9 protein-coding genes are annotated in these 13,618 nt (G+C 45.8%); 2 read left to right on the forward strand and 7 right to left on the reverse strand.

All coding sequences use genetic code 11. The features are described from left to right. Positions 1-78: 78 nt before the first annotated feature. From LFX17_RS18150 to LFX17_RS18170, 5 genes are all read right to left on the reverse strand, one after another. Positions 79-480: a hypothetical protein gene (locus tag LFX17_RS18150; protein ID WP_238732027.1), complete on the reverse strand. Its 402-nt coding sequence runs from the start codon at positions 478-480 to the stop codon at positions 79-81. A gap of 157 nt (positions 481-637) precedes the next feature. After that, complete coding sequence (locus tag LFX17_RS18155; RefSeq protein WP_238732028.1) at positions 638-2,254, reverse strand: sensor domain-containing diguanylate cyclase; 1,617 nt, start codon at positions 2,252-2,254, stop codon at positions 638-640. Between the two features lie 475 nt (positions 2,255-2,729). Continuing rightward, positions 2,730-4,310, reverse strand: a complete 1,581-nt coding sequence (locus LFX17_RS18160; RefSeq protein ID WP_238747913.1) for a sensor domain-containing diguanylate cyclase — start codon at positions 4,308-4,310, stop codon at positions 2,730-2,732. A gap of 457 nt (positions 4,311-4,767) precedes the next feature. Beyond that, the gene (locus LFX17_RS18165) at positions 4,768-5,478 is read right to left on the reverse strand and encodes a FecR family protein (protein ID WP_406600723.1); all 711 of its coding nucleotides are present in this window, start codon (positions 5,476-5,478) and stop codon (positions 4,768-4,770) included. Between the two features lie 127 nt (positions 5,479-5,605). Next, a complete protein-coding gene (locus LFX17_RS18170; protein ID WP_238747918.1) occupies positions 5,606-6,712 on the reverse strand; it encodes an AraC family transcriptional regulator in 1,107 nt (368 codons plus the stop codon). 132 nt (positions 6,713-6,844) lie between these two features. On the opposite strand from LFX17_RS18170, the gene LFX17_RS18175 reads away from it, so the two are divergent. Next, complete coding sequence (locus LFX17_RS18175) at positions 6,845-8,587, forward strand: C45 family peptidase (protein ID WP_238747921.1); 1,743 nt, start codon at positions 6,845-6,847, stop codon at positions 8,585-8,587. Positions 8,588-8,702: 115 nt separating this feature from the next. Next, a complete protein-coding gene (locus LFX17_RS18180; protein ID WP_238732034.1) occupies positions 8,703-9,086 on the forward strand; it encodes a nuclear transport factor 2 family protein in 384 nt (127 codons plus the stop codon). A gap of 7 nt (positions 9,087-9,093) precedes the next feature. Here LFX17_RS18180 and LFX17_RS18185 read toward each other — a convergent pair whose 3' ends face one another. Both LFX17_RS18185 and LFX17_RS18190 read right to left on the reverse strand, forming a co-directional pair. Beyond that, positions 9,094-10,092, reverse strand: coding sequence for a response regulator (locus LFX17_RS18185; RefSeq protein WP_238732035.1), 999 nt, complete (start codon positions 10,090-10,092; stop codon positions 9,094-9,096). Next, on the reverse strand, positions 10,093-13,077 hold the full coding sequence (locus LFX17_RS18190) for an MHYT domain-containing protein (RefSeq protein ID WP_238747923.1): 2,985 nt from the start codon (positions 13,075-13,077) through the stop codon (positions 10,093-10,095). Positions 13,078-13,618 lie beyond the last annotated feature (541 nt).

The raw sequence follows: 13,618 nt of genomic DNA on the forward strand, positions 1-13,618 counted from the left end.
GGATCGCAGCGTCAGGACAAGAACCTTGCAGCTTGCTTTTCTATCCAAGTAGAAATAAGTTTTGGCACAAGCTGTAATTCATAATTCGAATTCGCGGATCAAAGAGTCCAGTTCCAACTCTTTTTTTAAATCTTCGAAATTCAGAATCGGGTCCACGTCCCGCAGCTTACTGGAATTTAGAATCCAATTGTAAACTTTTCTTTCACTCGTCATGATAAAGTAACGGACAAAACGCTCCGAAATGCCGAGCAAAATATTGGTAAAGGCTCTTACGAACTCGGCATCGGGATTTTTTACCCCTCGAATATCAATGACCAACGTCCCTTCCAATTCGTGGAATATTGAGTGCAATTTTGCGGGAATCCCTCTCAAGGTTTCGTGATTCACGATGCCGGAAAATTCGATAATGAGAAGCTTATAACAAACCGAATTGACTTGTAGATCTTTTAACCCGTAGTCGATTGCAATTGTATGGCCCATATAAAACTCCGAAACAGGAAACGCGATTTTTTCAAATCAATCTTTCAAAAGAATCGCTTTGTATTTTTACAAACTATAACAAATCGGATTTCGAAAAGCTGCTCAGCTTATAGCTTGAAGAATAAAAGTTAAATCTGAATGATAGATCGACTTCCCTTTAATGAGAGGGAACGGTTGCGGGCATTTTAGGATCAAACGCACAAACTCGATTTCTTCCGGAAGACTTTGCACGATACAAGGCTTGATCCGCGTTCGCAAAGGCTTCTTCCAAGTTTCTCTTTCCTTGTGAAATTCCGATACTCAATGTCACCGGCCTTCCATCCTCGAGGTGAATTCGATTCTCCACTTCTTTGCGCAAGTTTTCCGCGATGTTTATCGAGTCCTCTTGCGTCGCTCCGAATAAAAAGACTGCGAATTCTTCCCCGCCCCAACGGCAAACGGCATCGCTTTGTCGCACGGAATCGTTCAATACCTGTGCGACTTTCACGAGCGTTTTGTCCCCCGTCTCATGGCCGAATTTATCGTTCACCTGCTTGAAGTGATCGATATCCACCATCAAGATCGTCCAATCGTGCTTTCCGTTACGGCTTTGACGGTTTCCGATCGCAAGAGACTTCTGTGTTAATTTCAAAAATCCCCGGCGATTCCAAATGCCGGTCAATGGATCGGTATGAATCAACGTGGAAACCTGATTCATCGATGATCTCAGCTTAATATAGAGAATCAGAACGATGGAAAACGTGAATACGAGAGCCCAAAACGGCAATAGATTTTTCAATATGTAAAGAATATATTCAAAAATCTTAATTTCGTGAACGAGCCACATCTCGTTGTTTTTAATCTGAAATCCTATCCAAAAACTACCGTCTTTGATAAAGAACGATTCTTCGGGGGTCATGATCAGGGAAGCGACGTTTACCGGCAGCCGGTCGTTCAGTTTAAACGGACCGGGTTTTGCGACGATCTTTCCGTTTTCGTCGATGAGCATGCTTTCTCCGATACAATCCCCGCTTTCTAAAATTCTCCGCATCGCATCCAAACCGATATCGATCGATGCGACCCCTAAGAATTTCCCTTTTACATACACGGGCTCGGAAACGGTGATCATCAAACCCTTTCCGGCAAGATCTTCATAGAGATCGGTGATGATCTGACGTCCTTGCGGGTTTGCCTGCGGATTGGCCTGAGTCCAGAAAGGTCCGGTGTAGAGATCGTCCGTGAAATAATAATTTTCGTCCTTGAATTTGGGAGTGATGTAAAGGAATTTCTGCGCGGATAAATAATAAGCCCATACGACTTCGCTTTGTTTTTCGGTGAGGGATTCGAATTGTCCTCTTAAACTCAACGCGGCTTCGATTTCCTTCAAATGCTGCGGCTCGACCTTTGCGATCGATCCGACCGCGGTGAGCGTTCCCGCATCCGCGCCGTCGATCAACTCACGGCTTACATTGGGAATTCCGAAACGATTCAGATTCGGATAGGTCTTTAACTTTTTCAGCAAACTCGGATTGGCAGGCACATCCTCATTAAAGTTGAGATAATCGGCAATCGACAAGCCCAGGGCTCTCGTCTGCGATCCCACTCTGCGGATATAATCGTTCATCACGCGGGCTCTCATGCCTACGATCCGATCGATTTCTTTTTCCATTCTAAGATTTTCGTAGATGAGAAACAAAAACATTAGAATCAAAATCACGGCTAAGAGAGAGAAGATGATTCGCTTTTTGATTCTTACCTTTTCGACTTGTACACCGATACGATTCTTTAACTGCAATGGATTCACCTCGAGAACGGAACCGTTGGACCGTTCTCGAAGCCGATACTATCAACTCTTTTCAAAAATAAATCCAAAATCTTTTTCAGCACTTCTCAAAATAAAATTTGAGAATCAATCCTTTAAATTGTAGAAGATATGAATCTTTAGATGTTTTTCCTCCCAATAGATTGGCAAAAAGTTCTTCAGATTTGACAAAAACGCAACCGTTCCGAGTTTCGAGATGGATTATAAACATGAAATTCTGTTAGCCAACGGATCGCATGATCACTTCGCATACATTATATAACAAAAAGAATTTTTCCGCATTGTGTTTGGATTCAAAGAAGATTTGGGCTCAGCGAAAGAAATAATTTCATCTTATAATAAGGAAAGATGAGACAAGGAAAGCATCGACGAAAAATCCGAGAGCGGGCGTCACTTCCGTTTAGCAAACGAATTCAATCTTTATAATATATCGTCGCCCACGGACGATTCAAATCAAATCCGTGACGGTTTCAAATACGCAGACTCGATTTCTTCCGGATGTTTTGGCCTGATACAATGCTTGGTCGGCGTGAGTAAAGGCTTCCTCCAAACCGCTTCTACCTCCTCTTCCTTCCGAAATGCCGATGCTCAGCGTTACGGCTTTTCCGTCTTGTAGAAAGACTTTGTTTTCCACTTCCTTGCGGAGATGTTCGGCGATGTTCACGGAATCTTCCGGATTGGCTCCGAATAAAAATACGGCGAATTCTTCCCCGCCCCAGCGACAAAGCGCATCGCTCTGTCGAATACAGGTTCCGAGCACTTGCGCGACTTTGACGAGAATTCGATCTCCCGTATCGTGTCCGAATTGATCGTTCACTTGTTTGAAGTGATCTATATCGATCATCAGAATGGTCCAGTTTTGTCCGTGGCGATTGCTGATCGCGAGAGCCTTTTGTGTCAGTTTTAAAAAACCGCGACGATTCGCGATTCCCGTCAACGGATCGGTGTGAATCAATTGGGAAACATGTTCCATCGAGGACTTCAACTTTATATAAAGAATGAGCACGATCCCGAGCGCGCAAACAAGTCCCCAGAACGGCAATAAACCCGTAATGATGTAGAGAATAAACCAAATCGCGGAAATCCGATGTATTAAACGGACATCACCTTCTTTGATGTCGAAGAAAACCCAGTAATTTCCGCCCTGTAGAAAGAATTTCTCCGAAGGTCCGCTTGGAACTTGAATCAACGAATCGTTCAAATCGATCGGCGCCACTTTTGCGATGATCCGATTGTTTTCGTCGATCAGAATACTTTCTCCGATACAATCCCCCACTTCCAAAATTCTCCGCATCGCATCCAAACCTATGTCGATCGAAGCGACCCCGAGAAAACGATCTCGAAAATACACGGGCTCGGAAACGGTGATCATCAAACCTTGATCGATGATATCGTTGTATAATCCGGTGATGACCTGTCTGCGATCCGGATTGGCCTCGGGAGTCGCTTGCACCCAAAACGGCCTTTCATACAATCCGTCATTGAATACGTCCTTGTAAACATTACCTTTAGGCGCGTAATACATAAACCCCTGCGCGGATAAATAATACGCCCATATAAATTCGCTTTTTGTTTCTACAAGCGTATCGAATTGTCCTTTCAAACCCAACGCGGCTTCCGCTTCTTTTAAAAGAAAGGGCGTAATCTGTTTGAAATACTGCGGCGCTGGGGAGGTTTGCGAGGTTTCCCCAGCAAGCGCTGGAGAATTCCTTACATCTCGATTTTCAATTCCGAACAATTTCAAACTCGGAAAGTTGCGGAACTTCCGAAGAACCGATGCGCTTGGAGTTTCATCCGAATGATACAGCATCGCGTTCGTAATCGACGACCCCAATGCCTTGGTTTGATTGCTGACTCTACGAATGTAATCCTGCGTCACTCTCGCTCGCATCCAAACGATTCGATGAATCTCTTCCTGTTTCTTTTTCGCTTCGTAAACGAACGTGCCTATGATTAAAACGGGGGCAATCGTCAAAACCATAAGAATCGTTTTTCGTTGAATTTTCTTCTCGTTCTGATGTACGTTCATGCTTGGAATCGCTCGTATTTCCCGAGTGCAGAATCAGCAGGAAATTGATTCTACGCAAATGTTTATTTAATTTTAGCCAGTTTGGATCGTATGATTCTATATTTTAAGAAGGGATGGAACAAAGTTCCCAAAAGAACCTCGGGAAGAATGATAAAATGATAACTTTTTAGGAGGATGACGTTTCTGAAGAAACAGAATGAATTCTGCTCGGAAGAGGTTCCTTTTGTCGGAACGGATTTAAGTGAATTCTAAAAAATTCCTTAAAAAGAATTCATTTCAATAACTTGAAACGCAATTTAGACACAATTAGAAAGATGATTCGAAAAGCAAAAAGAAGAATGAAAATTTTAAAATCAAATTATAAAAGAAGAACGAGCCTCTTCTTCGATTCGATCGCGGAAGAGACTGCTTTCCGCAAGCAAGTCAACGCTCGTTGCTTGCGGAATTTGCGATCCGATTAAGGGGTTGCGAATTTTTTCTTAACCAATTCCAAAACCGTTCGGAATTGTTCCGGCGTCATTTTGCTCTGAGCGCCCAATTGCGAATTTTCCAAATCGCTGTGCTCATGGCTGTACGGTACATTCGATTTTTGTAAATCGGCGGGCGTGATGTAAATCGTTTTGTTTCCTTTGGTTACCGCCAGGTAATCGGAATCGTTGATCTTTTTGGAATGACTCTGCATATTTTCCAATTCGATTTGACCTTCGCAATGACAAGTAAACGTCATATCCTCGTAGATCGAAGTATAAAATTTAGTTCCCCGTACGCCCGCCGTTGTGGTCGGCGTGTGCAGGCTCATCCGATCGGTTTTGAGAAGTTTGTTCGCAAGAATCCAAGAGCTTCCTTTGTTTTGAAGAAACGACTTCTCGTCGGCGTCCGCCTTGACTTGAAACTCGGAATCCGATTCGATTTCGATCACGTAAGAATTCTCCCCAAATACGAGCGTAGCGACCGATTGAGGACCTGTAACGATCGTATCTCCGACTTCGAGCACTTGCGAAACGGAGGCCTTGCGTTTTTGATCCCCTCTTTGAACGCTCACATCGCCCTTAACGAATGTGATCGCGCCTTTGTGCGGATCCGTTTGTTTTTTTCCGCAATCGGCCAAGAACGCGGCGATACAAACCGCAAAGAACAACATCTCGATTCTTTTCATAAATTCTCCCATAGATAAAGTCAGGTTTTGAAATCGAACTCCAAACAATGTTCTCGGATTGTGAAAAGGCAAACGAAATATTTCCGATCGGATTCCTGAATTCTTTTTTGCGGAGTCGAATTAGAATCGAATCTTAAATTTACAGCGAAGAAAGCCTGTTTTTTCGGTAGAGGGCGGGCGACAGACCCGTGGCTTTTAGGAATTGAGAATTGAACGCCGATTTGGAATTGAATCCCACTTCGAATCCGATATCCAGCACGGCCTTTTGCGGTTCTTCAATCAGAAGCCGACACGCTTCCTGAACGCGATAATGATTGACGAGTTCGTAAAAACTCATTCTCTGAACTTCGTTGAGATAACGGGAAGTTTGATGCAGACTCAAACCCAGACCGGCGGCGAGATCGATCAGTCTCAATTCTCCGTCCCGATAAAAGGCGCGGCTTTCCATCATCTCCTTGAGCTTCCGATCGGCTTGCAGAATTTCTTCGCTTAACAAAACGGTGTTTTGATACTTGGAGCTTTGGATCGCCACGGTCATCTCGTTGAAAAACGCGGGGTGATTTTCCCGCAAAACGAACATCAAAAGAACGACCGAAACGATGCAGGAAGCGCCCGTTTTAAACAGAATTTCGTTTTTCAAAAAGAAAGCGGAGCCGATGAGGACGTTCGCCGATACGGGCAATAGAAGAATGATCCACACGAGTTTCAATTCATAGATCTCGTATTTCCGGCTGATCCGCAGATAAACACGCAGGCAAAGAATGGAATATAAGGAAACTTGAATGCACGCAAGAAAAGTCGCGAGATGAATCGGGTCCCATTGAAATCTGCGGAAGCTGTTCGAAACCCCTTCTTTCAAAACGTCCGGTTCCTGCAAAAAATAGGCGATTTCGAAAATCGCGAATACGACCGCGGGTATAAAATGAAACCAGTATCTGACTCCGATTTCCCGAAAGGAAATCCTTCCTTCGGAAATTTTATGGAGATGGGATTTTACGTAAACATATACGAGCGGACCTACGAGCGTGATTCCCGTAAATAAAAAACAGAATAAATACGGAACCGCAAGCAGGGAAGGTTCGAAATACCAGGCATAACGAAGCAAAATGCTTCCGGTAAGACATTGGATGAGGATCAAAGTCGGATTGATCGGAGTTTTTTTGACCGATTCCAAAATCGAATAGAAGAAGGCGTTCGCCGCTCCGAAGTAAATAAAGAATGTCAGACTCGAATTCAGATATTCCATCTTTTTGATTCCGTTTCGTTTTTCAAATTCTTCCCGGACGATTCGCGGTTTAACGACCTATCCGATAGGATCGCACGGCCCAACCGATCGGGAAGGTCGATCCTTCTTCCCCGATGGTTTATAGTTTCGGACATGAAACGCAAAACACATCCTCTCGCAGTCGTACATCTCATAGGAACCCAGGAAGAAATGGGACGTCAGTTCGGTGAAATCATGAAGAACATCGGAGAGTTCGAACCGATCTTCGATTTTTATCCGGTTATGGCGCGCAACTTACTCTTAGGTAGCCTTCCACGCGACAAACGCAATTTCCCCGCAAAAGGATTCCTATCCATGTATCTCAAGTTCGCGCAGAATCAAATGAGAAAACGCAGGCCGGAAGAATTTTCTAAACGGACAATCGCCGCGTTGCAAGCCGCGGGTAAAACCGCCAAGATCGAGAAGGATCTGTTCACGATGGATGCGTTTCAAAACTCGGTGGGACTTTTAGGCGCGATTCAGATGTTGCCCGAACTCGCCCACTTCGGCGGATTCGGTAATTCGCAATTGGTGCCCGCCTGCACGAGCGCGGCGGTCTGGGGAAGTCACAGCAAGGACGGAATGTTATATCACGCCCGGAACTTCGACTTTCCGGGAGTCGACGTATGGGATTTAAGACCCGTGGTGGTTTTTTGCACTCCGGTAAACGGCCTTCGATACGGATACGTCACTTGCAGAGGAGCGGACGCTCCCGGAATCACGGCGTTCAACGAAGCGGGATTGACTCTTTCGTTTCACACCCGCTTTCACAAAAAGATCGGATCCAAAGGTTTGGGAGTGATCGACTTCGGGCATAAGATCATTTCCGAATCGCATAACATCGATGAGGCGGTCGAGATCGCGAGAAAACACAAAATCAACTCCACGTGGGGAGCGATCGTTACGAGTTTCCGGGACAAAGTTTCAAAGGCGGCGGTCATCGAAACCAACTTCGGCGATATGGACGTTACGTATTCCCAAGCGGGTTCGGAATCCTTCGTAAACACCAATCACTATTTGAGTCCGCGTCTGCAAAGCGGAGAGATCTTGGCTTCTCCGGTTTTTTACAATCACACGTTCGGAAGATACAAACGAGCGCATCAGATTCTCGCCCAAAGCCGTTCCAAAGGAACGAGCGTAAAGGATCTGCAGAATTTGTTAAACGACACGGTTGATCCGAGTAGCGGAGAATTTCGAGTCATGGGTTCCACGATCCGTCAGATCACGTCCGTTAAATCGGTGGTGATGAGCCCGGAAGCGCAGAAACTTTATATCTCCGTCGGAGCCGCCCCCACGGGAGAAGGACCGTATCTCGAAATTCCGATCGTCTGGGAGGACGGGCCCGGCTATTCAATCGTCGATCCGAGCGGCAAACGTACGTCGATCGCAAAGAAAAAGTCGATTCAATCGGAAAAGCCCACGGCCGTCGAACATTATAAAGAAGCGATGTTGATCAACGACAATCCGCAGTTAGGCGGAATCCCCGAGATATTCGATCAACTGGAGCAGGCAAAGAGGCTCTCACTCAAAGATCCGGCCCTTTCCTTTTTGCAAGCGATCCTCAAGTTGGAAACGGGAGAATGGAACGAAGCGATCCGGCTTTTAGAGGAATCTGCCGCGTACGAATCCGGTTCCTTCCGAAAAAACCAGGCTCATCTTTGGCTCGCTCGCACCCAGTCCGCGATCGGAAAGAAAAAGACGGCGGATCATTATTACGAAAAGGTAATGAACGGTCCGAACACCGCGGACGGTTTGATTTGGAAAAAGAAAGCCGTGGCGGACAAAGGGTCATATTCCAAACGAAAATTGAAACAGGTTTCGCCGAATTTTCTGTTGGTCGACGTGAACGAACTCTGAAGAAAACGAAGAATTGCTTTTCCAAAAAAAGACATTTGTCATTCTTTCCAAATAAGAATCGCTAAGAACGTTCCGTTGAATTCGGATCGTTTTTGTTTCTTGAGGGAATTAACGTATGAATTTGGAAGCAGCAAAGAATTTCTGTGTTCGCTGGTTGTCCGCTTGGACCGGTAATCGGCCGGAACATCTTCTCACCTTTTATGCGGACGACGCGTTTTATTCCGATCCGACCGCAAAGAAAGGCTTGCGAGGCCGCGGAAAACTTCTTTCCTACTTTAGGATTTTACTTCGGAATAATCCGAACTGGGTTTGGACGCACGACGAAATCATTCCGAACGAGAAAGGATTCGTTTTAAAATGGAAAGCGGTGATTCCCGTTCGGGATACGGAAGTGATCGAATACGGAATGGACATCGTGGAAGTGGAAAACGAAAAGATCACCCGCAACGAAGTTTATTTCGACACGAGAAAGCTGATGGAAACGATTCAGAATCGTTGAAAGAAAGTTACGATCCTTCCGCCCAGCGTTCTCTTACTTCGAGAAGTTTCGGCATCACTTCCAAAAAGATCGGAATCAAACTCGGATCAAAGTGTTTGCCGGATTCTTTTTGAATGTAATCGATCGCTTCCGAAATTTCCCAAGCTTTCTTATACGGCCTTTGCGTCGTGAGCGCATCGAAAACATCGGCTAACGCGACGATACGAGCCTCGATCGGAATCGCTTCCTCTTTCAATCCGCCCGGGTATCCGGAGCCGTCCCATTTTTCATGATGATTCAATGCGATCGTCTTCGCTAATTGCAACAATCTGGAATCGTGATCGCCGATGATTTCCGCTCCGATGGTGGGATGTTTTTTCATCACTTCCCATTCTTCGGGATCGAGCTTTCCTTGTTTTTGTAATATATTATCCGGAATTCCGATCTTCCCGATGTCGTGCATCGGAGAAGCGTGAAGCAAGTCCTCCGCGCAATCGGGAGAAAAGCCCGCGGCCAACGCGATGATACGGGAATAATGACTCATACGGATTACGTGAAGACCCGTTTCATTGTCCTTGTATTCGGCGGCAAGTCCGAGTCTTTGAATGATTTGCAGACGCGTTTCCCGAAGTTCCTCGGTTCGAACCAACGAAAGATGCGTTTTCACCCTTGCCTTTACGATCGCAGGGCTGATCGGTTTCGTGATATAATCCACCGCGCCCGAATCGAATCCGTCCGCTTCGTCTTCTTCGTCCGCCATCGCGGTCACGAAGATGATGGGAATTCTCGAAGTGGAAGGTTCGGCTCTGAGAATTCTACACGTTTCATGACCGGTCATGCCGGGCATCATCACATCCAGAAGAATGATGTTCGGCTTTTCGGATTTGGCGAGTTCGATTCCTTTGTAACCGTCCTTCGCGAAGTACAAACGATAATCCGCGCTCAGAATCTGTTTCAACACCTGAAGATTCGCGGCTTCGTCGTCTATGATCAGAATTTTGGCCTGTGAATTCGTAACTATGCTCATTTAACTTTCAATTCCCGGAATATTCAAAAAAGATGAAAATTCAAATAATCTCGACCGCGCCTCTTCGAATTCGAACTGATTGACGTTGGAAAGGAATTTTTCGATCCGCTCCTCCTCCACTTTTCCGGCGATCAAGGTCAACAATTCGTTGATATGCGATTCTTCGATCGTTCCTCTTTGAAACGCGTTTAGAATTTCCGGGAACAAAATTCTGATTCGTTCCTTATCGGATTCGCTGGGCGCGATCAACGCGGGAATTTTCGTTTCCTTCCTGGAACCGGAAACCCCGTCCAACCGAAGAACGGAAGCGAGTTCGCTTAACAATTCGGGAAGATCGATCGGCTTGGCGACGAAACCGTCCATTCCCGCCTCTTTCGCCGCTTCCCGATCCTCTTGAAATACGCTCGCGGTCAAAGCGATGATCGGAGTTCTTTTTACCTTCTCCTGCGTTTCATGAAAGCGGATGATTCTTGCGGTTTCCAAACCGTCGATACCCGGCATTTGAACGTCCATAAAGATCACGTCGAACGTTTCTTCCGAGTATTTGCGGACCGCGTCCTCCCCTCTATAAACTACCGAAACGGCGTGACCTTCGTTCGTCAGAAGAAGTTTGAGTAGTTCCGTGTTCTTTTCCATATCGTCCACGACGAGAATCTTGAGTTTCGGGTATCGATAATCGAACGGCTTTTCCTTATGCGAATCGATCCTCGTATTGGGAACCAAAGGAAGCCTAACGTGAAATACGCTTCCTTTTCCGAATTCGCTTTCCACCCAGATTTCGCCCTTCATCAGATCCGTTAACTGTTTACAGATCGTCGTTCCCAAGCCGGTCCCGCCGTAACGTCTCGTGGTCGAAATGTCCGCTTGCGTAAACGGATCGAAGATCTTATCCAATCTGTCGGCCCGGATTCCGATTCCGGTATCCTTTACGGAAAAATGTATATAAGAATCCTCTGAATCGATTCGGAAAACGACCTTGCCTCGATCGGTGAACTTGATCGCGTTTCCGATCAGATTGGTGAGAATCTGGCGGATTCTTAAGGAATCGCCGATGAAAAATTCGTTCAGATTCGGATCGCGGATCACTTCGAACTCGAGATTCTTCTTGCGCGCGTTTAAGCCGAAGATGGACTTCAATTCGCTTATCAATTTAAAAAGGGAGAACGTGTTGTTTTCCAGCTCCACCGCTCCTTTTTCGAGCTTGGCGGTGTTGAGAATGTCGTTTAACAAACGCAACAAGGATCTAGCCGAACCTTTGATGATTTCAAGATGACTGACTTGATCCTTCTTCAATTCTCCCGAAAGAAGAACTTCCGTAAAGCCGATGATCGAATTCATAGGAGTTCTGATCTCATGACTCATGTTCGCGAGAAAGGAGGTTTTAGTAAGCGCGGCGAGTTCCGCTTTTTCCATGGATCTTCGTAATTCTTCCTCCATGTTTCTTCGTTCGGTGATGTCCAAAATAACGCCGTCCAAAAAAAGGACTTCTCCGTTGCCTCCGAAAATGGCGCTGCCGTGGCCCCAGCACCATTTGACGTTTCCGTTTTTATCGAGGATACGGTATTCCAAGACGAAGGCCTTTTTCTTTTGGACCGCTTCCTGCACGACCGCGCCGATGCGTTCCCGGTCTTCCGGAACGATCAAGTCGACGAAGTATCGTTTCGGATTCGGTTCCGTAAAATCGCTGACCGGATAACCGGTTAACGTTTCCACCGCTTCGCTCAAAAACACGATGGTCCATTTATCGTTCAGCAAACAACGATACGTGACGCCGGGAATGTTTTCGATGAGGGAACGTTTTTGAAGTTCGCTTTGTTTCAGAGCGGTCTCGATCAGTTTTTGTTCGCTGATGTCCGTGACAAAACAAACAAGAATGTCTTCGTTCGGAAGTTTCGCATAACCGACCGCTAGACGAATCGGAAATCGCCCTCCGTCCTTTTTTAAACCGAAGGATTCCTGACCCGTGCCGATGAATTTTCCGAGAAGTCGCTTATCAATCCAGTCTTCCTCTTTGTTTCCGAGCGCTTCCGGAATGAGAAGCTGGATGTTCTTACCGATCACTTCTTCGCTTTGGTAACCGAATATCTTTTCGGCGGAATTGTTGAAATCAAGAATGCGGCCTTCCTTGTTAAGAGTAAACACTCCGTCTACCGCGGTCGTAACGATCGCTCTCATACGGGTTTCACTCGCGCGGAGGTTGTTGACAAGTTTTCTATAACGGATGAACGCATTTACCGCAAACGTAAACGCGGTGAACGTGATCGTAGTGATCGAAACCGCCAGCGCTAAAAAAGTAGGATTGGAAGATCCTGCGGCAAAGGAAGTGTCCGGAGTTCCTATGAATCTTGCGGCGAACATTCCGGTATAATGCATACCGGAAATCGCAAGTCCCATCACGGAACCCGCGATCAAAGTGGAAACGTTTCGGCTTAATTTTAAATTCGATAAACCGAAACGGACCCAAAGGGAAAGAATCGCGAGAATCACCGCGACTAAAATCGAAAGCGAGAAGAATACGGGATCGTAACGCAGTAAAACATCGGTTCTCATCGCAGCCATTCCGGTATAGTGCATGGCTCCTATACCCGAACCCACCAACACGCCGCCGAAAACCAATTCCACCCAGTGAATCTTGGGGCGCGCTACGTACGCAAGAGCGATCATAGAAGCGACGAAGCTCGGAATCATCGAAACGATGGTAAGAGTTTTGTCATAAGAAACGGTCGTGCAGAGTTGAAAGGAAAGCATTCCGATAAAATGCATCGCCCAAACTCCGCAACCGAGCGCAAGACTACCTGCAAAAAGAATCAGAAGCTTACTTCCTTTACTAGAAGACTCGGGGTCACTTTGACCGACCATCTGAAGCGCGATAAACGAAGAAAAAATCGAAACAAGAACGGAAAGAACGATCAGCGCCGGATCGTAGGAACTGGGAAGAAAGGGGGTGGACGTATCGAATAGAAAAAAATTCTGAAACAATGTCATAAACGAATCGGATATCCCAAAAATAAAAAGCCGCAAAACTTCGACCAAACCGGTCGATTCCGAAGTTTTTCAGCGTTCGGCTACTTTTTCAAATTTTGGGTCCCGAAAATCCGATTGGACCTCGCGGGTATTCGCTTATTTTTTATAGTTTAATAAGCCCTATTATTTAAGCAATAGAAAATATCTTTCGTTCCGCTTCTTATAAATTAGGAAATCGAGTTGGAAGCTTGAAAGCGGACTCTCCGATTAGCGGGAAGGATTCTGTTGTTCTAAGGAATATCCGGTAATCAGATTCAAACAATATCCAACGATTCCTTTACCTATATACATCGCATCCGATTCCGGTCTGCATTTCCCGGAGTCTGCGCACACTTGATGACTTACGATGCAAGAAATCAGTAATTTGTCGTAATCTCGAGCATCGTTTTCCGCGGAACGATTACACGAGAAGAAACAAAGAAGCAATGGAATTAGAATCGCGTTCCTAAGTATTTTCATTGCCAGTAACATAATTGATCCGATAAAAATCGCACTCGGGAGA

The organism is Leptospira sanjuanensis (assembly GCF_022267375.1).
Lineage (GTDB): Bacteria > Spirochaetota > Leptospiria > Leptospirales > Leptospiraceae > Leptospira > Leptospira sanjuanensis.

Coding starts and splice junctions, on each gene's coding strand:
- LFX17_RS18185 (WP_238732035.1), bottom strand. CDS start 10,092: ATGAGCATAGTTACGAATTCACAGGCCAAAATTCTGATCATAGACGAC.
- LFX17_RS18175 (WP_238747921.1), top strand. CDS start 6,845: ATGAAACGCAAAACACATCCTCTCGCAGTCGTACATCTCATAGGAACC.
- LFX17_RS18190 (WP_238747923.1), bottom strand. CDS start 13,077: ATGACATTGTTTCAGAATTTTTTTCTATTCGATACGTCCACCCCCTTT.
- LFX17_RS18160 (WP_238747913.1), bottom strand. CDS start 4,310: ATGAACGTACATCAGAACGAGAAGAAAATTCAACGAAAAACGATTCTT.
- LFX17_RS18150 (WP_238732027.1), bottom strand. CDS start 480: ATGGGCCATACAATTGCAATCGACTACGGGTTAAAAGATCTACAAGTC.
- LFX17_RS18165 (WP_406600723.1), bottom strand. CDS start 5,478: ATGGGAGAATTTATGAAAAGAATCGAGATGTTGTTCTTTGCGGTTTGT.
- LFX17_RS18170 (WP_238747918.1), bottom strand. CDS start 6,712: ATGGAATATCTGAATTCGAGTCTGACATTCTTTATTTACTTCGGAGCG.
- LFX17_RS18180 (WP_238732034.1), top strand. CDS start 8,703: ATGAATTTGGAAGCAGCAAAGAATTTCTGTGTTCGCTGGTTGTCCGCT.